This is a genomic window from Maricaulis maris, from assembly GCF_036322705.1.
Taxonomy (GTDB): Bacteria; Pseudomonadota; Alphaproteobacteria; order Caulobacterales; family Maricaulaceae; genus Maricaulis; species Maricaulis maris_B.
Window position 1 is genome coordinate 161,914 of the sequence record NZ_AP027270.1, and the last position, 23,586, is coordinate 185,499.

Here is a 23,586-nt window from a genome sequence, read left to right on the forward strand (position 1 = left end):
ACATCCTTCCTCAAAATGGAAATATAAAGGAGGCTCCCAGCAAAACATGTAAACGCCATTGCGGTCTGGAAGTACCAAGGCAACATCTGGATTTACTTTAAATTTTACCCACCTTCTAAAGGTGTCGTGTATTTCATTGCTCGCCTGAAGGCAGTATTCACTATCAATGAGAGACTGAATAGGTATCTCTCGTATTAAGTGATTAATAGGCCGATTTCTGTTTGCAGCGAGCGTTTGCTTGAGGCGCTCAGCATATTCATCGCTAGACAGGTTGGGCCTCCAATGCGTCACTTCGTTTCAGCAGCATGGGCACAAATTGACCAGCTGCAGGTACAAAATGCAAGCACTTCAGCTACCTTGGATGTCGCTCTTGCTACATAACTACTTGTGGCAGGCCAGGCACGCCTTGGCCTGTCCATAAAGCTCATCAATATCAACCGGTTCGTCGTCAGGACGAAGAGGGTTTCGCTGTAACTTCTGCCGTGCTCGGTCCAATCGCCGTTGGTGTTCAGCTTTGATGCGTTCGATCCTCTCCGGGCGCTGGAGTTCCTCCAAGGATTCACCTTGGCTCCATGTAAACGGAGAGCCATGCTCCAGCGCGTTTTTTTCGTAGCGCTTGGCGTCGGCAAAGTCTTCTGGGTGGTTTTCGAGCAGCCGGACCCATTCGATTTTCTGCTGAAAGAAGCAGAATGTGCATCCACTTCTAGAACGCCAGCGGTAGTAGGCGGGGAGTCCCAAGCCTGAGCCTTCTAGGATCTCAAAGACGCCAGACTTATCAATTCCAGCTTCCTTAAAGGGTAAGGCTGTCACGAGGTTCTGATGAGTGGAAAGATAGCCGTCGCGATACTCTTCATCAGAGCGGATAGCGACGTAGCTTATCACTTTCGTGCCTTCCTCAAGCATGGGCTTCAGCCATGCCTCAAAAGGGCGAAGCTTTAGCATTCGGGTGCACCATCGAGTTTGGGCTGATGGCAGGAAACTCTTGTATTGTTTCAGCCAGAAGTCGAAATCGCGATCTGGGTTGAGCCGCGTAATCGGTTTTCCTAGAAAGCCTTCCAGGCGGCCGAGATACTCGTAGACTTCTGCCAGCTCCTTTCCAGTATCTGTGAAGAAGTACTCAATATCGATATCGGGATAATTTTCCCGCATGAAAACCGCCAATGCGGCGCTATCCTTGCCGCCCGATAGGCCCAGAACATGCTTTGTTTTCTGGCTCATGCGGAAACCTCATCGATTGCCTGGGTTTTATCCTGGATGGCGTCAGAGGCGCATTTGGCTAAGGCGGCAAGAACGACTTCCGTTGAATCCGACGGAATGCCAGTTAGTACTTCTGTCAGCCTCTTGGATAGCGCGTCCGCTTTCGCTCTTTGCTCCTTTGTGATTTCGAACTCGTAGGCCACCGGGGTAGGCTTCCCCTCGATACCGAGGACGAGTGCAACTGCGTGGCGGTGATCTGGGCGCCCTTTGACTCGCGCATATGCTTCAAGGCGATTGAACTGTTGGGCGTGATCAGCAAGTTCCAAAGCGGCCCTGTCTAAATCGGCATCACTCCACATTGAGGATGGCTTCGAAAGCACAAGGCTGATTAGGCCTTCCATGTCCTCTAACTTGCCCTCGAACTTGGCCAGGCGACCTACGAAAGCGTCGATTTGGTGGTTGCCTGATAGCCGTTGAACATTGATCGCCCGCTCTCTTAAATCGGCAAGTGCTTCAGCGTTCTCGCTGGGCACGTTAAGCTCAGACAGCAGCAGTATTTCAAGCCGTTGAACGGCGCCTGGATAGGCATTCACCAGTTCGCGAAGCGCTCCTTGAACGCCATCACTGATGTCAGCCATGCTTGAATGGCTGCCTTCAAGGCCAAGCTCTCTGGGTAGGTCATCAAAGAGCAGCTTGTTGGGGTCATGGGCCTTTTTGAAAAGGTTTCGAACCCGAAGGGCGTTCTTCGATAGGCGAAGTGTCCTGGTTGTCCAAAGCGGCAACTTGGAGAAAATCGAGATTAGGCCGCGGGCCACATCGATTGGCTGAAGGTCGAGGAGCTCGTTTCCGCCATCGAGCTCTCTGACGGTTTCCGCCATCTCGGACAGCATCGCCTTGGCGTCTACGGAGAGGTCCATCCATCGCAATTGAATGTCTGATGCATCCCGAGCTAGGACGTCAGCGTCGACGTCCTTAACGGCAGGCTGGAACACTCCTTCGCGGTAGAACGCGATCTTGTCCCGCATGGATAGGATGAAGGCCAAACCAATAACAGGCATCAAGCCGGCCTTCAGGCCAAAAGGCGGCGCGGACCAGAGATCATAGAGTTCGTCGAGACCTACAGTCTGCTCTCGATTGTTCACGAGATGCTTTTCTGCGGCGCTCCAAATCGGGCCTAAATTGGCGGTGTCATGCTTTGGCGGTGGCGGACAAAACTTCCAGGTCCCACACGCTTCCCGATGCAAGCCCGTCGCTTCCAGCAATGCTGCGTAAAGGCCGCCTTCTGCTGGGAAGCCTGATATTCCAAGTCTTGCGGCCCCTTCTGCCAACGTCATAGCGCGCAAAAGAAGGTTCTGAGCAGCGATGGCGTTGCTTGAAGGTTTGTCTCGGTTGAGCAGCTCGTTTTGAACGATAGGCTGCTTTGGGAACATTTGTTCCGCTATATCACTCGCCAGCTGGCTCCTCGCGGCACCAACTAGGCGAACTGCCTTCCCTGTTGACGTTGTCCATTTTGCAGATCCGATAGCTAGCTGCAGCTCGACTTCGGCGCGAGACCGAAGCTCCGCTATGCGGGAAGCAACCTCTCGCCTTGCTACCCCATCGCCCGCTAGGTCAACGTTGGATTCTTGAACATGCTCTAGGGCCACAAGCTCGCTGGCAAAGTCTACCACACCAAGTGTGCGCGGCGATTCACCGATGATCATACCGGGGGCATTCCATCTAAGCAGGGCCGCCTTGGTTAGGGCGGCGAGTTCTTCGCTTGGTTCACCGCCCAAAGGCACCAATAGGCAAAACGCTCCGATAGCACCGCTGGGAAGATTTGGGGCCGCTTCGCGCTGAAGGTCCTCAGGCGTTAAGAGGAGGGTGGAAAACCAACGCATCGCACCGGAAGAGTGGTAGCTGCGCTTCGCCAATACGGGGTGAAGTGCGGCCAGCTCAGTGAGGCGGGATAGCTTTAATCCTGGACCTTCCCGGTACGCCTCCGACAAGGCCGCATCGATGTCGAAATCGCTACCCGCAAACACCGCGTATGCGTTTTTGAACTTGCGGAAGACAATGAGCGACCATCGGGCAAGGTCGTCAATACACGCCTGGTTGGCGCCGCAATTCTGCAAGACTTCTGTTGACGCAGTGAGCCCGGCCCGTTCGCCAAAAAGGTCGATGATCGAAATCGCTTTGAGGGTGCGAATGTGCTCCGGCGATGCCCCAACAGATTCCGCCCGCGACAACGCGTCTGCCGCTGTCGCCCAGCGATGGGCATCCGGTGAGGCTAGGATCGAAGCCTCAAGGTTTATTTGAAGGTAGTCCCAGAGCCGCCACGGCGCGTAGATCTCAACAGGGTCAGCGTCCCGCAAGAACGACCTGAATCCGTGCGGTTCAAATGAATTGAGGAATCCAAACACGCTCCTTTGATTTTGCCCAAAGCGTCGCCGGGAAATCGGTCCGAGCAATAGTGCGGCGACTGGGTGAAGCGGCCAGCATCTTTCCAGTGTTGCTGTGAGATTTGAACCGTTGCCGCGTCGGTTTGACTGACTACAGGCCGCGATGCTTTTGACGCTTTTCTTGAAGCTGGTGGGCGGCACATCTTCGGTGACAATCGCGCGTGAGATCACCTCCAGCTGCTCTTCTTCCGCCAGGTTGACGACCAGGTCAGAAAAGCGCCCTTGGATTTTTGACCATTCGTCCCGCTTTTGCCTCGAAACACGACCCGCATAATCGCCAAATGCCTGATGGAGAATGCCAATAAGAATGAACCTGCCTTGGCTCCGATTGGCGAGCTCAGCTAGCTGCTGGAAGACGTGCATGTCTGCGTCGCCTTCAGCAGCAGCTTCCAAGAACTTTCCCATCTCATCCACAATGAGGAGCAAGCCGGGGGTCTCCGACATTCTAAGTTCGATGCGTTCGATTAGCTCGGCGTCAGTGGTGATATTTCCTTCGAGGCCGATAGCCCGCGCTATGGCAATGATGGGATTTGACTTGCTGCCAACAAGCGCTGCGACTTCCCACCCCTTTTTTGCTGACGGTACGGCGTCAGCCATGGCCGCGGCGCTCTCAGAGCCGATTACGTGTTGTGCCGCTTTTCGGGTCGCAGCGTCCTTGGCGAACAAGCCCGAAAAAACCACAGCAAGTGAGGATTTGCCTCCGCCATATGGCCCGGTCCAAGTGAATGCAGCCTGCTTCCCATCGGAGATCTGATCGGCCATTGACCGAACGAGCTGCGTTATTGAGGGCGCACAGATGTAGCCGGAGAGCGCTTCCTCTTCTCCCATGTCGGCATCAAGGCGAATGGACTTTTGGTAGCGAGAGGCAATGGAAACGCGTTGAGCTAGTCCGGTCATGCTGCGCTCCTCGCGCTTTCCGGCGGGTAGTCTAAGAGAAGAAAATCGAGTGCTCGGCCTGCCGTGGCGGCTCTTTGGCGGGTGAGCTGTTTGAGCCCAGCCGTTTCGGACCACTCTAGTTCGCCATCAGTCGTGTCACCCAGGCCAGTCAGCCGCTCGACAAGGTCGTCTTCTTCTAGTCGGAATACTCTTCCGGGACTGCCAGGCTCGTAGGCCAACGACTCGAAATTGATGGTATTTGCTTCGGTTGAACGTCCCCAGAAGTCGGAGACGGCATAGGCGAACACACCATCTTCAAGAGAGGGTTTCCTTCCGACATTGAGCCGAAATCCATCGCGCTTCCCAATGGACTGAATTAGCCCAAGTTCGACAAACGGGGATTCTAGTGGGTCGTCACCGCTGCTGTGCTTTGCAGTGTAGGAGCGAAGAAAGCATTCTACGTCGCGTTTGATCGTACCTTTTGCCACGCGTGGCCAGCCACATTGCTTTGCTAGTTTAAAAATTCTTTCAACAACTTGCTCGCGTTCGAAGGTGGGGTGGCTCAGATAGTTGAGCGTCCAATGCCAAGTTGTACGTGTCGCCGGAGAGCAAAGGTTCCAATGAAGCGCCCACAGAGTGGAGGGGTGCTCCGTGTAAGGGTCGCAGCCATGTTTGCCAAAGATCGCATCTCCGAGTGGGGAAAGCTCGACCGCTGAGCGCGCGCTCGCTTGTGACAATACGCCTGTGGCGAGGCCCCAAAATTTGAGCGCGCTCACCATATTTCGTCCGACCCCAAAATACGCAATCGCTTCGTCGGAGTTGAATACATCGGCGTCTTCGTCCGAGCGTGCGGCTGCGTCGCAAGCCTTCTTGAGCCATCCGTACCGAAGCGGAAATGTTTCGTGCCCGGAGAAATGTGGCTTGTACTCGGGCTGATGGATTTCACCGCGCAGCATGTTTACACCTGGATCTATCTTCCAGGTCGAACCTAAGCAGGTGTTCTGCTAGGGTCAATAAACTGGAGACTGCTTCCAGGTCACGTTTTCACAGAAGGGTTCCGAGCTCGGCGGAGCCATTGTGGGATAACTTCGATGAAAAACATATATTTAGACTACAATTCCACAACGCCAGTTAGTGATGGCGCCCTCAAGGCAATGGAGCCGTATTGGCAAGGCCTGTTCGGAAACCCTCATTCTGGTGAGCACGCTTATGGTTGGGCTGGCGCCGAAGCAGTTGAGGCGTCTAAGGCTGAGATTGCAGAGCGGCTCCATACTGGGTCTGATGAAGTGATATTCACGTCGGGTGCGACCGAAGCGAACGCATTGGCGATCCTCGGGTATGCGATGGGCATGAGGGAGCGGGGGCAGAGGCCGAGAGTCCTCGTGGGGGCCGCCGAGCACAAATCCGTATTCTCGGCAGCTCGTCAGGCAGAAAAGTTGGCGGGGGCGCTAGTGGAAGTCCTTCCCGTAGAAGTTCACGGGCGGCTCAAGCTGCAAGCTCTTGAAGAAGCGCTCGCTCGGGGTCGGGCCATGGTCTCTGTGGGTGTGGTCAACGGTGAAATCGGGGTCATCGAAAATCTTAGAGATGTCTACCGGTTAGTGGCGGAGCGTGATGGGATGCTGCATGCTGATGCCGCCCAAGCCGCCGCGTCTATTAACTTAAGTGAAATTATGAACAACGCGGATCTAATCAGTTTATCTGCTCACAAGTGCTATGGTCCAAAGGGAATTGGCGCTCTCGTAGGCCGCTGGGAAGTCCTTGACCTTTTATCCCCGCTACTAGAGGGGGGCGGGCAACAGGCAGGAATTCGAGGGGGGACGGTGCCGACCCCCCTAGCGGTTGGTTTTGCAACTGCATTCGCCCACAGTCAGGACGATATAGAGCTGAGAACTTCTCGTTTGCGTGGTTTGTCGACGCGCTTCTTTGACCAGCTCCAGGCCGTGTGCCCCGCTGTGCGCAAACTAGGAGGTGAAAATAGGCACGCGGGCAACCTGAGCGTCTTGCTGCCTGGAATTGACGCCAGAGAATTGGTCGGAATGATGCAGCCTGAGTTGGCTGTTTCAACAGGCTCAGCCTGCTCTTCAGGTGCGGAGGCGCCTTCTCACGTGCTAGCGGCTATCGGTTTAGACATGAAGGCTGCGCGCAGTGTGGTGCGGGTTTCGGTTGGAGACCCGACTTCAGTCGAAGATGTCGATAGGGCGGCGGATATATTTGCCCGAGCCCTATCTAATTACGAAAATGGGGGTATCTGAGTTGAGTTTATGAAGGGGCAGAAGGGGGCGTTTGGATGGGAAGTTCCTTCGAGAATTGATTTTGGCGAACCCAATACGGTTGGGGTGAGGGAGGAGCGGCACATCTTCCCCTCCCCCCCCTTCCCTCATCGGACACTAACGCCGCGGTAGGCTTTCGACCCATCGCGGACGTACGCCGTAACGCCAGTCGTCTTTGATTCAAAAGTCCTGTAGAACTTCTGCATCGAATGTGCCGCAAGGCTACAGTTCGCGCACCATGATTGATAAGCAAAGTAAACGTCTCTGCCGGCCACTTTTGCCTCCGGCGCGAACGCCAAGCGCTCATCGATGAACTGTTGCATAATGTCCTGGCGCGCAAAGTAGGCGTCGGTATCTCGCTCGATTTCGGAAGAAATAGAGATGCCTCGTTCGCGGACGTCGCGTGCATGGGCCAGCACCATGTTCATGATAGCCTCTCCCTCCGCCAGGAGCTTCTGGCGCAGACACAAGTCTCGATCTTGTTCCGGCCTATGGTTCTTGAACAGAACCCGCTTTACTCGCCGCCGAAGCCCACCATCGTCGACGTTCAGGCGAGTTTCATGGTTCGTCATCAGCACGATCTCAGCCTTGTTTTCAAACTGGATGATGTGCCCGTAGAGCGGCCGAGCGGACAGCTTGTCCCCTCCGGTGAGTGTCTTGCACCGCGCGGGGCTCAACGGTACCCCCTCAGGGCCCTCAGGAAAGTTCGCCCAAGCAGCCCCTCTGAGCGCGAACAGGTCTTCATTTGCACCACCGCTGCGCTGGTTTTTGTCAAACAGCAGCGATGTGGCTGGCGCCACTGCGTACGATCCGAACAGGTCTGCGAATGTGTCCAGCAGGGTGCTCTTGCCGGCGGCCTGACCGCCTTCGAACAGCCAGAAAAATTGTGAGTTACGGACACGCTGCAGTGCATGGCCGGCGATATCCAACACGGTTGAGCTGGTCTCTGGCGGCAATGCCCAGGAGAGAAAGGCTGTGAAAATTGGCGCGGTGGTGGCGTCTGGATTGAACGCCACGCCAAGCTGCTTAGTGCACACTGCGTCAGACGCGGACTCGCCGTCCAATGTGAAGGCCCCGTTCTTGAAGTTCAACACGCCTGGGGGGTCGAGTTGATCGACGCGCATATACAGCGTGGGCTCTGCAGCGAGAGCATCGATGGTCTTGTCCATCCAACTCAGTCCCTTGAGCCGGTCAAGTTTGCGCTGGGCAGCCTTCCGGCTCTCCTCGCTATCGAGGCAATTGAGCCAGCGCTCGTAGTCGGCCAGGGCGGGTTGGAGGGTGCGCACAAACAGCGCCCGGAGTTGTTCGCGTCTCACAAATTGAAACACGTTCTCACGTTTGACGAGCCAGTCGCCATTGTCCAGGTGGACCACCTCTCCCTTCAGCTTAGTTTTCAGCCAATCAGCGATATCGACCGGGGTTGCAGATTTCGGGAACAAGTCCCCGCACTCCAAATTAGTGAGCCAGGACATCACCCCTTCGATCTCGCTTCGCTCTTCCTCTTCGGTCCAGCGGTCGCGGAACGTAGTCGTGTATTGGTACAGTGCTTCTCGGATCGATCTCTGATCCCAACCTTGGTTCAGAAGGCGTACACCGTGCTGCACGAGCAGAACGTGACGTTCACCTTCGCAGCCAGCTGAGAGCGTTCCCGCTGTTGAGGCGGTTGGTTGCCGTTTGCTCAGAAGCTCAAGAAGTGCCGCCGGAGCAGCCGGTGCGTCAGCGAGTGAGCCCTGGAGTTCATACCTGTTTCCGCTGGGATGGAGCGATGGTGCCATCACCAAAATGTGTCCAGGGCCTGCTTTGAAGTCGATTTTCGGAAAGTCCGGATGCTTTGTCATGAGTTGCGCCGCATTCGATGCGTCGAGACGAAAGAAGATATGAAGTCCGCCACTTCCGCTGATTTGAATGACGGAACGCGGCAGGGCTCCGATCTGCTCTTCGAGCCTTGTAAGGGACAGTCGCCCTTCATCGCCGTCGACATCGACCACGATGAACTGGTCCAGGCGCATTGCGACGTTCAGCGGTGCCCCTCGGTAAGCGAGCAGGTCCGCCGCGCTTCTAAGCGCGGCGGACCCCTTCCAAGCCGTGCCCGCTGTGGGGCGTTTGCCGCCCAGCTCGATGGGCACAACGGGGCCGTGATTGAGATAGGTAGCTCCAGCCACCATCAAGGGACTGAACTGTGTGTGATCAGGAAGCAGAGTCATCTTCGCCTCCGACCTGAGCGATTGTCACGTCACCTGTCGACCACAAGCTTGAGCCTTGAACCCGGAACCCAAAGCACTCGAAGGTCAATGAGGTTTGAGAATCGTCGCTTTCAAAACCCATCCAGACTTGACCGTCTTCTTGGATTTCAATCGCCAGGCAGCCCTTGAGTTCCAAGCTCCAGGGTCCGCGATGATCGTCATCGACCTCCAAGCCGAAAAACTGCGGGATTGAAATGTTCTGCGTAGCGAACCGCCACGTAGCTGCCCTGGTGCTCTGGGCTTCGATCCAGCTGCGGAGTTTTTCTGGGTCGTAGAAATAGGACCGTCCATTCTTGATGAACTCTGGCCCTTTGCCGAGCTTGCGATGCGACTGAAGCGTTCTAAGCGAAAGGCTCAGTTGGCTTGCAGCTTCGGATTCAGTCAAAAGAGATTTCATTGTATTTCCTATACATTTCGCACTGCTTATTCAGTTGCGTGCGTATAGGTATCAAAACGTCGCAAATAGTAGCCATGAATCATTTTGACTCTTTTTGACTCTTTTTGACTCTGCTTCAGTTTAGGCTTATCTGATTATTTAGTTTTGTCTTGGGTGCTGATGAGCGCTGCTGCGACCAAAAGAGACGTATGGATGCGTGTCAGCGGCACGCGTTTCGCTCCATAGCGGTCAGTCATGGTCTTTGGTGCATGGCCAAGGACCGCTTGCTGAACTTCGAACGGCGCATCGGTAAATCGCAGTGTTTCCTCCATCGTGTGGCGGAAGGAATAAGCTGTGTATTCCCGACAAGCAGGCACGCCTGCCGACCTAAGCGCCTTGTTCAGCCTAGCCGAGAGCGCGCCAGTCTGATGGCAACTAGCTGGGAACAAGGGACCGATTGAACCTGCGGCTTTCAGCTCCTGAGCAGCAACAAGTGCATCACCGACCAAAGGAAGAATGCGCTGAGAGTTCCGAGTCTTTAGTCCGCGACTCGAATTTGGGCGGATGTATATCGTGGGCACGTCGCCATCGAGATTGAGGTCTGACGCATCAAGCCCGCCGATTTCGAGGGGGCGAGCCCCAGTCAGTCTCATGAGCCGGATGATCCGGCCTGTAGCACGCTGACCTGCCTGGCCTTTAAGCCATGCATCGATTGCGGCGAGGTGAGCGCGTTCAAACGGCAGCCGCACGCCGCCATCTGCCCCATCCGGAATTCGGACAGAACGGAACGGATTAACGCTATTGTAGTTGGTCTCCTCCGCTGCCACGGCGAAGATGGCGCGCATCGAGCCGAGCCGTCTGCGGATCGTCGGGCCGGTCTGCCTCCGAGTGGTGCGCAGATGATCGACCCAACGCCTCACATCCGAACGGGTGATGTCGAACACACGGCGCTTTGGGAACAGGGCGCAGAACTGTTCTACTGCGACAGCTTCTGCCTTGCGAAGCTCCGGTAAGCCTCGAACGGAGAGATACGCGGCGACCGCGTGATCCAATGTCTGGATAGCCGACTGTGCCTGCGCGGGGTAAAGCGCCTTGAGCGCCTCGTCGAGAAGATCTGGTCGGACCGGCAGGCCGCGTTCCAGCTTCGATAGTGCCTCGTCGGTCGCTTCGGTAAGCAGGCGAAGTTCAAGCCGGATACGGGGGGATCTTTCGCTCTCTCGCCCCAGCGCCTTCTTCCATTCATAAAGGCCAGCGCAATCGCGAAAGCGAAGCGGAACACGGCGCCGGAAAATCAGCGTGCCGTTGCGTTCAGTCAAAAAGGGGATTTGAGTGGGCTTTGCCATCTCTTGTGTACCTCATGGTGTACCAAGAGACCGATTGCGAAACCCCAAGACATTGTTCCATCAAACGCTTTAAGCGTGAGAATGGTGCCCAGGAGAAGACTCGAACTTCCACTCCCTTGCGGGAACTGGCACCTGAAGCCAGCGCGTCTACCAATTCCGCCACCTGGGCAGGTAACGAGGCGCGGTAACTAAAGCCGGGTCGGGGCGCTGTCAACGGCTTGATTGCACGCGGGGCTGTGATCTGCAGTTCAGTGCCGAGCGCAATGCCGCATGGACAGGCGCGCGGTTTTTTGGTCTATCCGGACAAAATCCCATCTGCGTGAGGGCATTCCATGCTGCGAGACGAGATCATCACCGTGTTCGGCGGGTCCGGCTTTGTCGGGCGTCATGTGGTTCGGGCACTGGCCAAGGCCGGCTATCGCGTCCGTGTGGCGACGCGTCGGCCGCATCTGGCCCAGGACCTGCGGGTCATGGGCGTGGTCGGCCAGGTCCAGCTGGTGCAAGCCAATCTGCGGGTGCCGGCCTCGGTCGAGCGGGCGCTCGAGGGCGCGACCGGCGTGGTCAATCTGGTCGGGGTTCTCAATGAGAGCGGTCGCCAGACCTTCTCCCGCCTTCACGCGCTCGGCGCCAAGACGATTGCTGAATCCGCGGCAGCCATGGGTATCCGCCGCATGGTGCAGGTTTCCGCCATCGGCGCGTCGGCGACCAGCCTGTCGCGCTATGCCCGCAGTAAGGCCGAGGGCGAGGCGTCGGTCCTCGCTGCCTTGCCGGAGGCCACCATCCTGCGTCCCTCCATCGTGTTCGGCACCGAAGACAGCTTCTTCAACCGTTTCGCCGCCATGGCCCGCTTCGTGCCGGCGCTGCCGCTGTTTGGCGGTGGCAAGAGCCGCTTCCAGCCGGTCTTTGCCGGCGATGTCGGCAAGGCTGTCCTTGCCGCCTTCGAGCGCGACGATGCCCGCGGCCAGACCTATGAGCTCGGCGGTCCCGGGGTCTATACCTACGAAGCCCTGATGCGGCTGATCCTCGAGGCGATTGATCGCAAGCGCCTGCTGCTGCCTCTGCCCTGGGCGATCGGCAAGGTGATCGCAACCGTGTCCGAACTGGTTGGTGCGCTGCCGCTGATGCCGGTCATCATCACCCGCGACCAGCTGATCCAGCTGCAGTCGGACAATGTCGTCGCCGATGACGCCAAGACGCTCGCGGATCTGGGCATCCACGGTGAAACCGTCGAGGCAATCGTGCCGAGTTATCTCGAGCGCTATCGTCATCACGGCCAGTTCCACGAACGCGAAGCCTGATACCCGGCTCCTTCAGCGCAATGGTCAAACGGGTCGCGGTGTCACGCGGCCCGTTTTTCGTTTTGGTCGGCCCCAGGCCGCCCGCGCAGCCAGGCGATGACGGGAAGTCCGGCCGCCAGGACCAGCAGGCCGCCAATCCCGAGCGGTCCGTTCCACGGCCATTCCGGGTTCGACAGGAAGAGCAGCGAAACCCCGGCGACCGCGTTGAGCGAGCCGTGCATGCCGGCCGCCGCGACCAGTCCGCCGCGTTCGCGGGCGAGGGCGTGATAGGGCGTCCACAATGTGGTGAAAACGGTCATGACGGCGACGCCGGTCCAGCCGAGCCCGGGATAGTTGAAGCCCATCAGGATGATCGGACCGTGCCAGAGGCCCCAGAGCACCCCGATCGCTAGGCTCATCGGCCAGAAGCCCAGCCCGGCGAGTCGTGGCTGTAACCAGCCGCGCCAGCCGAGCTCCTCGCTGATCATCAGGAACAGCGTATTCAGGCCGATGCCGACGGGAAGACCGATGCCGAGCTGGAGGACAAGCAGCATGCTGGCGTCCATCGGCAGGTCCTGGCCGCTGGCCGCAACCTGGGCGGCGAGGACGGAGCCCGGATCGCCGGGCGCCTGACCGGACAGGGCCAGGGTCGTTGCGATGGCGAGGGTGCAGATCACGACCGGGATCAGCCAGGCGATGAGGGTCCACGCCGTGACCGTGGCGGGCTTGAACCCGCGCAGGCCGAGCGCCTGCAGGCGCCGGCCGCGATCAAAGGCGAGGGTGCAAATGACCGCCGCGGCGGCTGGGCCCATCATCATCAGGGCAAGCAGCCCGGTGCTGCCGATCGGGCCCTGGGCGCCGAGTCCGCCGGTGGTATGGATCTGCCAGGCAACGGCCCAGCTGAAGCCGAAGGCGATCAGGATGAAAAGAAGAATGGCGCGCATGTCGGGTCCGCCTGTATTTAGCTGGATACCTAATAAACTGGATGCGCGGGCCCGGCAAGAAATTTCGGGAAAAACCTAAATAGCGAAGGCGAGCAAGGCGAGGCCGAGGGCGACACGGTAGAGGGCGAAGGGCAGGAAGCCGATCCGGTCGACCAGTTTCATCAGCACGGCGATCGCCGCCCAGGCGGTGACAAAGGACAGCCCGGCCACGATCAGACCGTCACCAAGGCTGGCTCCGCCGGCGGCCTCTCCGGCGCGGATGAGTTCGATCAGCGAGACCAGGCCAAAGGCGCCGATCACCGGGATCGCCATCAGCATGGAAAAGCGCGCGCTTTCGCTGCGCGTCAGGCCCAGTGCCCGCGCCGCCGTCATGGTCACGCCGGAGCGCGAGGCGCCGGGGATCAGGGCAAAGAGTTGCGCCACACCGATCAGGGCCGCCTGCTTGAAGCTCATCGTTTCCAGCGTCTCGACCTGGCGGCCATACCGGTCCGCCAGCCAGAGCGGTGCTGCGAAGACCAGGGTCGCGATCGCGATCACCAGCGGCGAGCGCAGGGCGTCAACGAGTTCGAAGACAACGAGCGCTCCGGCGACAAGGATGATCGGGGGCAGGGAGGCACCGACCAGCAGCGCGATCCGACCGCCCGGCGTGATCCGGCCCTGCAGCAGGGCCAGCTTGCCGAGCACCACCGATCCGATATCGCTGCGAAAATAGACCAGCACCGCCAGCAGCGAGCCGGCATGGGCCATGACATCAATCAGCGGACCCTGGTCGGCTTGGCCGAGGACCTGCGGGGCCAGGATGAGATGCGCCGAGGACGAGATCGGAAGAAACTCGGTGATGCCCTGCACGAGCGCGAGAATTACGAGATAGAAAAGGCTCATGGGTCATCCTGCCGCAAACAAGCCGGTCGATCTTTGAACAATCGGCGCTGCTTGGCCAGCCGGCTGGCAGCGCTTCAACAGGTGATACCGCCTCGCTTTGATTGACGGGCGCGGCGTTGCGGATCAAAACCGGCATCAAAGGATCGACGCATGCCCCATGATTTCGCCGCAGCGCCGGGTGGCCCCGGTCGCCTCAGCCCGAAGGACGCGCTGACCCATACCGGCCAGGCCACAGCGGCCTCGGTGGCCGTCGCGCTTGTGCTGACCCTGACCAAGGCGGTTGTCTGGTGGATGTCCGGCTCGGTCGCCCTGCTCGCCTCGATGGCTGACAGCCTGCTCGACCTGACGGCCTCGCTGGCGGTCTACATGTCGGTCCGCTACGCCGCCGAGCCGGCCGATGAAGAACACCGCTTCGGGCATGGCAAGGCGGAAGCCTTCGCCGGCGTCCTGCAGGCGATCTTCGTGGCGATGTCGGCGGCCCTGCTGCTGCGCGAAGGCATCGACCATCTGCTCAACCCGGTCGAGGTGCGGGCCGGCGGCTGGGCGCTGGGGGTGATGGTCCTGTCGATCATCATGACGATGGGCCTGCTGGTGGTCCAGACGCGGGCCGTCAAGGAGACCGGATCGGTCGCCGTCGAGGGCGACCGCGCGCACTATTTCTCCGATCTGGGTGCCAATGTCGTGGTCATCATCGGTATCCTCGGCGCCACGGTCGGCGGGGTGCTCTGGCTCGACGCGGTCGCGGCGCTGGCCGTCTCGCTCTGGCTGTTCTGGACGGCCTGGGGTGTCGCCCGCTCGGCCGCTGACCAGTTGATGGATCGCGAATTGCCGGACGAGGCCCGCGAGCACATCCGCGCCCTGGCCGGTGATGATCCGCGCATCATCGATGTCCACCAGCTGCGCACCCGGGCCTCCGGCCCGCTCGTCCATATCCAGTTCCACATGGCGCTGGACCCGGACCTGACCCTGTCAGAGGCGCACGCCATCCTGGTCGAGTGCGAGCGGCGGCTGCTGAAAGCCTATCCGGCGGCTGATATTCTCATCCATGCCGACCCCCATGGTGAGGCCGAGCCGCATGGCGGTGATTTCTTCAATGCAGAAACCACGTCCAAGCAGGCTTAGCTTTACAGGGGAAGCGGGTTAGCCTGACGCCATGCGAACGCTCCACTTCTGGCCCCTCGACCCCTTTTCCCGGCAGGTTCGCCTCGTGCTCGAGGAGAAATCCCTGCGTCACGACCTGCAACTGGAAGTGCCGTGGGAGCGTCCCGATGATCTTCTGTCCCTGAACCCGGCCGGCACGACCCCGGTGCTGGTTGACGAAAGCGGCGGTGGCCGGCGCGTGATCGTCGAGAGCCGCGCCATCCTGGAATATCTAGAAGAGACAACCCCGAGCCCCTGCCTCCTGCCGGGCGGCCCGGCCGAGCGGGCCGAGGCGCGCCGCCTCGTCGACTGGTTCGACCGCAAGTATGACGGCGAGGTCAACGCCTACCTGCTCCACGAAAAGCTCGAGAAACGGGCCCAGGCACTGGGCTCACCGGACCCGGCAGCGCTGCGCGCCGGCCGCGAGCACTTGCGCTGGCATCTCGATCACATGGCCTGGCTTCTGGAGGCCCGCGACGGTCTGGCCGGGCCACGCTACACCCTCGCCGACATCGCGGCGGCGGCCCACCTGTCGTGCGCCGATTATCTTGGCGATGTGCCCTGGGACGAGTTCGAGCCGGTCAAGCAATGGTATTCCCGCGTGAAGTGCCGCCCGGCCTTCCGGGGTTTGCTGGCCGACAAACTGCCGGGCGTGCCGGCCGCGGCGCATTATGCGGATCTGGATTTTTGATGTTGAAAACTGTTTGTCGCTACGCCCTTTTGATGGTGTTTCTTGGAGCCGCGATCTCGCCATCATTCGGTCAATCGCGTGCTGAGCGCATTGGCTCATACGTGGCCTGGTCTGCCGAAATGTCGCGCTTGTCAGATAGCGCTTTGAGCGTGCTGGACACGACAGGAGTGGATGAAGCCCTGTCGCTTTATGCAAGCGATCAGATTGATGAGCTCACCGCACGGCAAAGATTGGGTGATTGGCGAAGCTCACCTTGACGCTCTCGAGGCCCGGCTTGTGGTGCTGAGTGAGGGCCCTGAGCTTGCGCTTGATCGCCATTCCGATGGTGTCTCGGCGCAGCGGGACGCCGTTGCAGACTTGATCCCGCGCGTGCGGTCTTTTGTTGAAGCGCAATACCATGCGTCTTCGGAAACGCTCGCGGGACAAGTTGTGGATTGGTCGAGTGTGGCTGCCGCGCAATATGCTGTGTTTCAACAAGTGTATGTTGGCCAGATCAGGCAGAACTTGTCTGCAGGGAGACTCACCGCTGACGGTGAACCTGAAGCAGCAATAATCGAATCAATCAATGCCAACATGGCATCGATGATCCTGGTTCTTGAGATGATACGAACGGAATGGGGCGCTCAACCATCTGACTTTACGGTCGAAGACCCTGTTCGAAGGTTGCGAGAGCGACATCGGGCTGTGCGGGATCAGGCATCACAGGGGCGGCGGGCGTTAAGTGAACGAGAGCGCAACATTCAGCGATCGCCGCCATCGACTGAGAGAGGTCATCAGCTTCTTCCCCTGCTCGAACAAACCAATACTCTTCTGGAGGCGGCGTTCACGCTGGAAGCCGAACTGAGCGCAGCGTTATTGGAAATCGGTCGCAGGATCGAAAGCGAAGGCGTATCGGCAGATGTGCTGGCCCAGTTTGGCGCCATCGCGGCCATCGAGCAACGACGTGCCGACAACCAGCAAAGACGAGTCGCGCTTGCCCAGCAAATGTTCCCCAACTGACGCCGGCGACCCCAAACCCCTCTCCCTCAAGCTCGATGTCTCGACTGTGCGCAACAACGGTCCCTGACGTGTACCGATCCTGCCGCCGGACGGTCACCCGTTCAGCCTGTCGGCCAGGCGCGTCATCAAGTCCATGCGTTCATGGAAGATGGCCAGGACCAGCGCCGGTGCATTCTCCTGCGGCAGGCAGAAAACGTAGTGATGCTCGCAACGTGCCATGCGCAGCGCCGGATAGAGCGCGCTCATGTCCTTGAAACTCCCTTGGCCGGTCGCGAGGCGAACAATGCCGTTTTCCAGGCGGGCCATGTAGCGGCGCACCTGCGCGTCGCCCCATTGCTTGCGTGTGTAGCGGATGATCACGCGCAGGTCGGCTTCCGCCGCTTGCGTCAGGACATAGTCGGGTCGGCTCAAGCGCGGCGGCCTGCGGTCAGTTCTTCATCGACAATCTTGCCGACGCTACTGGCGGACACCTTCCCGGCCTGGGCTTCGTCAATCCGCGTTTCCAGCAGGGTTTTCAGCGCCTGCCACGCTTGCTCGGCATCCATGTCGCCGGGAAACAGGCGTTCGAGTGCGTATTGCTTGATTGTCTTGCCCTGCATGGCGGCCAGCGCTTTCAGGCTTTTGTGCTGCTGGTCCGATATGTCGATGGTCAGGCGACCCATGTGACAAGCTCCATCAATTATACAAACCCACATTAGCACATATGCGGGATCGTTGGCACCTTGCCTTGCAAATCCGGCACGGGCTACGGATGGGCGGGCGTACGAAGGGATGTTTCTTCCCTTGATCTAACGCGTATCCTCCCCTACCGCACACCAACAGAACCCGACCCCATGGATACTCCAGCCGTCAAATCCCTCGCCCTCGAGCTCGGCTTCTCCACCGTCCGCATCTGCCGGGCGGACGAGACGTGGGCGGCGGGTGAGCGTCTGGCGGAGTTTGTCGCGGACGGGCATCACGGCTCGATGGGGTGGATGGCGGACACGCTGGAACGTCGGCAGCATCCGACCGCCATGTGGCCGGAGGCGAAGTCGGCGGTGGTCGTCGGGCTCAATTACGGGCCGGAGCAGGATCCGCTGCCCCTGCTCGAGCGTCGCTCGGAAGGCGTGGTTAGCGTCTATGCGCAAAACGCCGATTATCACGACCTTCTCAAGAAGCGCCTCAAGCATCTCGCCCGCGCCTTTGCGGAGAAAACCGGCAAGCAGGTCAAGGTTTTCGTGGATACCGCCCCGCTGATGGAAAAGCCGCTGGCCGAAAAGGCGGGCCTGGGCTGGCAGGGTAAACACACCAATCTTGTGAGCCGCGAGTTCGGCTCCTGGCTGTTTCTCGGTGTGATGCTGACCGAGGCCGAGCTGGAGCCGGATCAGCCCGAGCGCGACACATGCGGCTCGTGCACGGCCTGTCTCGATATCTGCCCGACCGACGCTTTTCCGACGCCCTACCGGCTCGATGCGCGGCGCTGCATTTCCTACCTGACCATCGAGCACAAGGGCGTCATTCCGGTCGAATTTCGCAAGCCGATGGGCAACCGCATCTATGGCTGTGACGACTGCCTCGCCGTCTGCCCGTGGAACAAGTTCGCGCAGACCAGCGCCGAGGCCGCCTTCCATCCACGGCCCGAGCTCAAGGGCCCGCTGCTGGCCGAGCTGGCCGCGCTCGATGACGCCGCCTTCCGCCAGGTCTTCACCGCCTCACCGGTCAAGCGGATCGGACGCGACCGTTTCGTCCGGAATGTGATGATCGCGATCGGAAATTCCGGGGATCCTGATCTCGTCCCGGTTACCGAGAGGGCGCTGGATGATGACGCTGCGCCTGTGCGCGCCATGGCGGTCTGGGCGCTGGGGCAGCTGGCGCCGGAGCGGGCCAGCGCGGTCGCGTACGGGCGCATCGAAAAAGAGGTCGATGCGGATGTGTTGGCCGAGTGGCGGGTGTTCAATCGCCGGCAATGACAGCCCGGCCGTCTCGTCTTGAGAGATTGTTGTATTTTATTATCTACGCAAGTGGACTTGTGAGAAACAATGGCAAGGTGTCGGGGGGCGCGGTCATGGCAGAATTCAAGAAAGGCCGAACCGGATGAATGCGGCAGATTTCCAGTCCGACATGTCGTCTGAGGCCATTTCGGTCCTGATCTGCGAAAGCAGCTCGGTCCAGCTCCGAATCCTGTCCGAAGCTGTCCGGCAGGCCGGCTACAGCGTGCAGACCGCAAAATGCGCCGAAGAGGCCCTGAAAATACTCCGGCTGATGCCGGTCGATATCTTCGTGACCGGTATCGAGGTCGGCACCATGTCGGGGTTGGAGGCCTGCTGGTCGCTGAAATCGAATTGCGAAACCGAGTCCGTCTACACGATTGTCGTGACGGCGTCCGGAGAGGACCGCCGCCTCGAGGAATCGCTCGACGCCGGAGCTGACGACTTTATCCGCAAGCCGGTGAACATGACCGAGTTGCGGGCCCGGCTGCGCGCCGCCAGCCGCCTGGTGCGGATGCAGAACCAGTTCCGTCGCCTGGCCGAGACCGATGCGCTCACCGGCGCCGCCAACCGGCGCGCCTTCATGCAGTATCTCGATATCCAGACTCAGAATGCCGGCCGCGACGAGATTCCGTTGTCGGTGATCATGGTCGATCTCGATCATTTCAAGCTGATCAATGACGCCCATGGACATGGCGCCGGTGACCGGGTCCTGGTCGAAACCGTGCGCGCCATCCAGGGCTGTCTGCGCGATGGCGACATGCTCGGCCGGTTGGGTGGCGAGGAGTTCTGCGTCATCCTGCCCGGCGCCGGCTTGCATTCAGCCGCGCTGGCCGGCGAACGCATCCGGGCCGCCGTCGAAGCCATGACGATTGCCACCGAGGCCGGCGACCCGGTCCCGGTCACAGCCAGTCTCGGCGTTGCCAGCCTCGCCAATAGTGACCTGATTGTCTCGCCGGATGCCCTGCTGCAGGCCGCCGATGCCGCGCTCTATCACGCCAAGGATAGCGGCCGGAACCGGGTCTCGCTCGAGGGTGAGGCCGGGGCGGCCAGCTCGCAGACCTCCCTCCGGGCAGTCAGCTAGCCGACGGGTCGGTCCTGCATTGATTTCGGGCTTGCCGCCGACCGGTCACTGTTCGGAGGCCGCGTCGGTCCGGCGGGCTTCCAGGATGGCGCCGCGCAACAGGAGTGAGGCGATGTCGTCGGGCTCCTCAGCGCGGGCCCGTGTCATGTCCTGCCAGGCCAGATCCAGCTCGCCACTCATCAAATGGACCTGCCCGCGATAGCGCCAGCCGGCGGCGAGATAGGGCGCGGCCTCGATCAGCGCCTCGGCGTCCTCGCGAAGCCCCGTCCAGTTTTCGCCCTCGGCGCGCAATTTCGCGCGCGCGAGCCGGGTCGGGACCGCGTCCGGCTGTAGAGCGAGGGCGGCGTCATAAGCGGCTTCGGCGGCGTCCGTCAGCCCCGCCGCAAAGCGCGCATCACCGGCGAGGGTGAGCAGTTCCGCGCGTTCCGGCTCGACCATGCCGACCGCTTGTCCGTCAGCGAGATTGACCAGGATATCGGCACCGATCCTGACCTCACCGAGTGCGATCAATGCCCTGGCCTCACACACCTCGGCCGGCCAGCCACCGCCCTCGACCCGCCAGGTCTGGGCGCGCTCGACCGCATCTGTCGGATCGATCTGGATCTGGCCAAGGCAGGTATCGAAGCGGACCCGTTCGCGATAGGCCGCGTCATTCTGGGCGTGGGCAGCCGGAGCCAGGGACAGCAAGGCCATTGTGAGGGCAAGCGGGGGCAGGGCGTGTGGCAGGCGCATCAGGGAACTCCATCAGGACAGGCCGGGCCTTCCGGCCGGCGCGGCGAAGCGTCAATGCCCTTCCCCCGAAACGGCATTTCCCAACCAGATACGGCAGGAGCACCGGGTGAGGATAGCCCGCAAGACACCTCAAACCGGGTTTGTTTTCCACCGCAAGCTATGAAAGAAGTTGCACACCTCATCTCCCGGCCCGGCGGCGTCGTGCCCCGTGTCTTTCAAGGATGCCAGCGCCTTCATGATCGTTCTCCAGGTGATCCCCGAACTCGAAGCCGGCGGTGCCGAGCGGACGACGCTGGAAGTTGCCGAGGCGGTCATCGCAGACGGTGGGCGCGCTCTGGTCGCGAGCCAGGGCGGACGTCTCGAGGACGAGCTCGCCGCGCTGGGCGGTGAGTTGCTGCGCCTGCCCGTCGCCAGCAAAAACCCGCTGACCCTGTGGTCCAACATGCGTGCCCTGATCGGGATCATCGAGCGCGAAGGCGTCCAGATCGTCCATGCCCGCTCACGGGCGCCGGCCTGGAGCGCGAAATGGGCCTGCGACCGGACCGACGCGCATTTCGTCACCACCTATCACGGCACCTATAATGCCCGCTCCGCCCTGAAGCGCCGGTATAATTCGGTGATGGCGCTCGGCGAGCGGGTAATCGCGAATTCGCAGTTCATCGGTGAGCATGTCCGTGCCGAGCACGGTGTGGATGAAGCCCGTCTGGCCGTTATCCCGCGCGGTGTTGATCTGGAGCGCTTTGATCCGGCGGTGGTCGCCTCCGGGCGGGTCGCCGATCTGGCCCGCAGCTGGGGCGTCGATGATCTGGCCGGCGCGCCGCTGCTCCTGTTGCCGGGACGGCTGACCGGCTGGAAAGGCCAGCGCGAGGCCATTCGGGCCCTCGCCAGCCTCAACGGGATGGATCCGGCCCCGCATCTTCTGCTGGTCGGCGACGCCCAGGGGCGCGAGACCTATATCGCTGAACTCGAGGCCCTGGCCGGGTCGCTCGGGGTCGCGGAACGCGTGCATCGGGTCGGGCATTGCAGTGATATGCCGGCGGCCCTGGCCTTCTGTGACCTGGTTCTGACCCCGTCGGTCGAACCGGAAGCCTTCGGTCGGACGGCTGCCGAAGCCGGCGCCATGGGGCGGCTGGTCATCGCGGCCGATCATGGCGGCGCCCGTGAAGTCGTGATCGAGGGTGAAACCGGCTGGCGGGTCGCGCCCGGTGATTCACAGGCGCTGGCGGCCGCGATCACCACCGCGCTCGGTCTGGACCGAAACCTGCATGACCGCATGACCCAGGCGGCGCGCGATCATGTTGCGGCGCATTTTTCTACCCGCTCTCTGCAAGCTTCGACTTTGCGGGTCTATCATGAGGTTCTAAACTCATCGCCATGACCGAGCCTCAGCGCGACATCACCTATATCCTCCACTGGGGCGACCTGACCGCGACCGTGCGCATGCTGGCGGCTGCGAAGGCCATTCGTGACGCCTATCGGCGGGATCGCATCATCCTGCTCACGACACCGGATTACGAGAGCTTTCTGAAGCATTGCCCGTGGTTCAACGCCATCGAGATCGATGCCGTCCCGGATACGCGGCCGATGTCCGGCTTGCGCGACAAGCGCCTGAAACTGGCCAAGCCGACCCGGATCTTTGATCTCGTCGGCAGTTCGGACAGCCGCAAGATCAAGGGCATTTTCCGCTTTTCCCGGACCAAATGGCATGAGGTGGCGCCGCGCAATGGCGACACCCAGCACCCGGTCGACGCCGTCGCCGGTGAGCTCAACGGGCTTCTCGGCTCGGGTCCGAGTTTCTTTCCGCTTGGTGGTGCTCCGGCGCCTGATGCCAGCTGGGTCGATTACCTGGCCAAGCAGTCCCGCATGCTGGACCCGGAATATTTCGGTCTCAACGGCCCGTTCGCGCTGCTCGCGCCGGCCGGCGACAGCGTGAAGCCGGCCCTCCGGTGGCCGAAGGAAAAATGGGCGGCCCTCGCGCATGAACTCCTGCAGCTCGGGATCACACCGGCGCTGATTGGCGGACCGGACACGCGCGATGTCGGTCGCCATGTCTCGCAGGTCGTGCCGGGCGCCCGCGATATTACCGGCAAGGCGAAGCTGGCGCAGCTGGCCGGCCTTGCCCGCCGCACCCGGTTTGTCTTCTCCGAGGACACCCCCTTGCTGCACCTGCTGACGGCGTCCGGAGCTCCGGCTCTGGCGCTTTACGGCAATGTCGAGGACCCGGCCCTGATCGCCCCGCGTGGTCCGTCGCCGGTCATTCTCATGCACGCGACCACGCTGGCCCAGGTGACATCGGATGAGGCGATCGCCGCGATGCGCTTTGCCGGTGGTTTTGCAGACGCGCCGGCTGCCGCGTGAACCGCTCTGCAAGCTTGCCAATTGTGATCATTTCACCATAGTGCGCGCCTCCCGGTGGACCTGAGGCGCAATTTGCCCGTTTTGGGCTTGATCCAGCGCCCTCCCGGGAGGATTAGTTAGGTTCAGCTTTGGGGCCACAAGGGAGAAGAGGCCATAGCCCGTAGACCACACGCCGCGCAACCGCCCAAAAAAGAGGGCCCGCGCATTAACCGGGATATCCGCGTACCGCGGGTGCTCCTGATCGACGAATCCGGTGAAAAGCAAGGCATTATGCCGACTGAGGCTGCCATTGAGGCGGCCGAGGAAGTCGGGCTCGACCTCGTTGAAGTGTCGCCGAATGCCGATCCGCCTGTTTGCAAAATCGTCGATTATGGCAAGCTGAAGTATCAGGATCAGAAGAAGAAGGCCGAGGCCAAGAAGAAGCAGAAGACCGTCGAGATCAAGGAGATCAAGATGCGTCCGAACATCGATGTGCATGACTACCAGGTGAAAACCAAAGCCATGCACCGCTTTTTCGAAGCCGGCGACAAGGTCAAGGTGACCCTGCGATTCCGGGGCCGTGAAATGGCTCACCAGGATCGTGGCATGGACATCATGAACCGCGTCAAGGCCGACTTCGGTGAAGTGGCCAAGGTCGAATTCGAGCCCAAGCTCGAAGGTCGCCTGATGGTCATGGTGATGGCGCCGCGCTAGGCTGACATCACACGTGCACACAACAGAGCGGCGCCCCTCGGGGCGCCGCTTTTTGTTTGGGCTGTTCGTTCTG

At 60.5% G+C, this 23,586-nt stretch carries 22 protein-coding genes and 1 tRNA gene; 11 read left to right on the forward strand and 12 right to left on the reverse strand.

All coding sequences use genetic code 11. The features are described from left to right. Positions 1 to 381: 381 nt before the first annotated feature. Genes AAA969_RS00825 through AAA969_RS00835 form a run of 3 tightly spaced genes read right to left on the reverse strand, consistent with a single transcriptional unit; the run spans position 382 to position 5,470 of the window. Positions 382 to 1,218: a phosphoadenosine phosphosulfate reductase family protein gene (locus tag AAA969_RS00825; RefSeq protein WP_338242557.1), complete on the reverse strand. Its 837-nt coding sequence runs from the start codon at positions 1,216 to 1,218 to the stop codon at positions 382 to 384. Continuing rightward, positions 1,215 to 4,535 (reverse strand): hypothetical protein, encoded by a 3,321-nt coding sequence (locus AAA969_RS00830; protein WP_338242559.1) that lies wholly within the window; start codon positions 4,533 to 4,535, stop codon positions 1,215 to 1,217. Before AAA969_RS00830 ends, AAA969_RS00825 begins: the two co-directional genes overlap by 4 nt. Beyond that, positions 4,532 to 5,470 (reverse strand): DUF4007 family protein, encoded by a 939-nt coding sequence (locus tag AAA969_RS00835; protein WP_338242562.1) that lies wholly within the window; start codon positions 5,468 to 5,470, stop codon positions 4,532 to 4,534. Before AAA969_RS00835 ends, AAA969_RS00830 begins: the two co-directional genes overlap by 4 nt. 135 nt (positions 5,471 to 5,605) lie before the next feature. Between AAA969_RS00835 and AAA969_RS00840 the strand changes: the two genes are divergently transcribed. Next, positions 5,606 to 6,766, forward strand: a complete 1,161-nt coding sequence (locus AAA969_RS00840; RefSeq protein WP_338242565.1) for a cysteine desulfurase family protein — start codon at positions 5,606 to 5,608, stop codon at positions 6,764 to 6,766. Positions 6,767 to 6,891: 125 nt separating this feature from the next. Here the strand turns inward: AAA969_RS00840 and AAA969_RS00845 are convergent, their stop codons facing one another. From AAA969_RS00845 to AAA969_RS00860, 4 genes are all read right to left on the reverse strand, one after another. Further along, positions 6,892 to 8,988 carry a phage/plasmid primase, P4 family gene (locus AAA969_RS00845; RefSeq protein WP_338242568.1) on the reverse strand — a complete coding sequence of 699 codons (2,097 nt, stop codon included), beginning with the start codon at positions 8,986 to 8,988 and terminating at the stop codon, positions 6,892 to 6,894. Continuing rightward, positions 8,972 to 9,424 (reverse strand): helix-turn-helix domain-containing protein, encoded by a 453-nt coding sequence (locus AAA969_RS00850; protein WP_338242571.1) that lies wholly within the window; start codon positions 9,422 to 9,424, stop codon positions 8,972 to 8,974. Before AAA969_RS00850 ends, AAA969_RS00845 begins: the two co-directional genes overlap by 17 nt. 134 nt (positions 9,425 to 9,558) lie before the next feature. After that, positions 9,559 to 10,746 carry a tyrosine-type recombinase/integrase gene (locus AAA969_RS00855; protein WP_338242573.1) on the reverse strand — a complete coding sequence of 396 codons (1,188 nt, stop codon included), beginning with the start codon at positions 10,744 to 10,746 and terminating at the stop codon, positions 9,559 to 9,561. Positions 10,747 to 10,828: 82 nt separating this feature from the next. After that, positions 10,829 to 10,915 (reverse strand) — tRNA-Leu (locus AAA969_RS00860). 163 nt (positions 10,916 to 11,078) lie between these two features. Between AAA969_RS00860 and AAA969_RS00865 the strand changes: the two genes are divergently transcribed. Next, the gene (locus AAA969_RS00865; protein ID WP_338242576.1) at positions 11,079 to 12,044 is read left to right on the forward strand and encodes a complex I NDUFA9 subunit family protein; all 966 of its coding nucleotides are present in this window, start codon (positions 11,079 to 11,081) and stop codon (positions 12,042 to 12,044) included. Positions 12,045 to 12,085: 41 nt separating this feature from the next. Here the strand turns inward: AAA969_RS00865 and AAA969_RS00870 are convergent, their stop codons facing one another. Beyond that, a complete protein-coding gene (locus AAA969_RS00870) occupies positions 12,086 to 12,967 on the reverse strand; it encodes a CPBP family intramembrane glutamic endopeptidase (RefSeq protein ID WP_338242577.1) in 882 nt (293 codons plus the stop codon). Positions 12,968 to 13,042: 75 nt separating this feature from the next. Then, positions 13,043 to 13,849, reverse strand: a complete 807-nt coding sequence (locus tag AAA969_RS00875) for an undecaprenyl-diphosphate phosphatase (protein ID WP_338242579.1) — start codon at positions 13,847 to 13,849, stop codon at positions 13,043 to 13,045. Between the two features lie 150 nt (positions 13,850 to 13,999). Between AAA969_RS00875 and AAA969_RS00880 the strand changes: the two genes are divergently transcribed. The 4 genes from AAA969_RS00880 to AAA969_RS00895 are packed head-to-tail and all read left to right on the forward strand — an operon-like array spanning position 14,000 to position 16,679. Continuing rightward, positions 14,000 to 14,971 (forward strand): cation diffusion facilitator family transporter, encoded by a 972-nt coding sequence (locus AAA969_RS00880; RefSeq protein WP_338242581.1) that lies wholly within the window; start codon positions 14,000 to 14,002, stop codon positions 14,969 to 14,971. Positions 14,972 to 15,002: 31 nt separating this feature from the next. Further along, positions 15,003 to 15,680, forward strand: coding sequence for a glutathione S-transferase family protein (locus AAA969_RS00885; protein WP_338242583.1), 678 nt, complete (start codon positions 15,003 to 15,005; stop codon positions 15,678 to 15,680). Then, positions 15,680 to 15,937 carry a hypothetical protein gene (locus AAA969_RS00890; RefSeq protein WP_338242586.1) on the forward strand — a complete coding sequence of 86 codons (258 nt, stop codon included), beginning with the start codon at positions 15,680 to 15,682 and terminating at the stop codon, positions 15,935 to 15,937. The genes AAA969_RS00885 and AAA969_RS00890 overlap by 1 nt, the downstream gene beginning before the upstream one ends. After that, a complete protein-coding gene (locus tag AAA969_RS00895; protein ID WP_338242588.1) occupies positions 15,888 to 16,679 on the forward strand; it encodes a hypothetical protein in 792 nt (263 codons plus the stop codon). Before AAA969_RS00890 ends, AAA969_RS00895 begins: the two co-directional genes overlap by 50 nt. Positions 16,680 to 16,772: 93 nt before the next feature. Here the strand turns inward: AAA969_RS00895 and AAA969_RS00900 are convergent, their stop codons facing one another. Beyond that, complete coding sequence (locus tag AAA969_RS00900) at positions 16,773 to 17,090, reverse strand: type II toxin-antitoxin system RelE/ParE family toxin (RefSeq protein WP_338242589.1); 318 nt, start codon at positions 17,088 to 17,090, stop codon at positions 16,773 to 16,775. Further along, positions 17,087 to 17,341 (reverse strand): antitoxin, encoded by a 255-nt coding sequence (locus AAA969_RS00905; RefSeq protein WP_338242591.1) that lies wholly within the window; start codon positions 17,339 to 17,341, stop codon positions 17,087 to 17,089. Before AAA969_RS00905 ends, AAA969_RS00900 begins: the two co-directional genes overlap by 4 nt. A gap of 171 nt (positions 17,342 to 17,512) precedes the next feature. Between AAA969_RS00905 and queG the strand changes: the two genes are divergently transcribed. Both queG and AAA969_RS00915 read left to right on the forward strand, forming a co-directional pair. Beyond that, positions 17,513 to 18,628, forward strand: a complete 1,116-nt coding sequence (queG, locus tag AAA969_RS00910) for a tRNA epoxyqueuosine(34) reductase QueG (protein ID WP_338242593.1) — start codon at positions 17,513 to 17,515, stop codon at positions 18,626 to 18,628. Positions 18,629 to 18,752: 124 nt separating this feature from the next. After that, complete coding sequence (locus AAA969_RS00915) at positions 18,753 to 19,730, forward strand: GGDEF domain-containing response regulator (RefSeq protein WP_338242595.1); 978 nt, start codon at positions 18,753 to 18,755, stop codon at positions 19,728 to 19,730. A gap of 45 nt (positions 19,731 to 19,775) precedes the next feature. Here AAA969_RS00915 and AAA969_RS00920 read toward each other — a convergent pair whose 3' ends face one another. Beyond that, on the reverse strand, positions 19,776 to 20,462 hold the full coding sequence (locus AAA969_RS00920; protein WP_338242598.1) for a hypothetical protein: 687 nt from the start codon (positions 20,460 to 20,462) through the stop codon (positions 19,776 to 19,778). 208 nt (positions 20,463 to 20,670) lie between these two features. Between AAA969_RS00920 and AAA969_RS00925 the strand changes: the two genes are divergently transcribed. From AAA969_RS00925 to infC, 3 genes are all read left to right on the forward strand, one after another. Continuing rightward, positions 20,671 to 21,840, forward strand: a complete 1,170-nt coding sequence (locus AAA969_RS00925; protein ID WP_338242599.1) for a glycosyltransferase family 4 protein — start codon at positions 20,671 to 20,673, stop codon at positions 21,838 to 21,840. Next, positions 21,837 to 22,820 carry a glycosyltransferase family 9 protein gene (locus AAA969_RS00930; RefSeq protein ID WP_338242602.1) on the forward strand — a complete coding sequence of 328 codons (984 nt, stop codon included), beginning with the start codon at positions 21,837 to 21,839 and terminating at the stop codon, positions 22,818 to 22,820. The genes AAA969_RS00925 and AAA969_RS00930 overlap by 4 nt, the downstream gene beginning before the upstream one ends. Before the next feature lie 153 nt (positions 22,821 to 22,973). Further along, a complete protein-coding gene (gene infC / locus AAA969_RS00935; RefSeq protein ID WP_425325016.1) occupies positions 22,974 to 23,513 on the forward strand; it encodes a translation initiation factor IF-3 in 540 nt (179 codons plus the stop codon). The last annotated feature ends 73 nt before the right edge of the window (positions 23,514 to 23,586 follow it).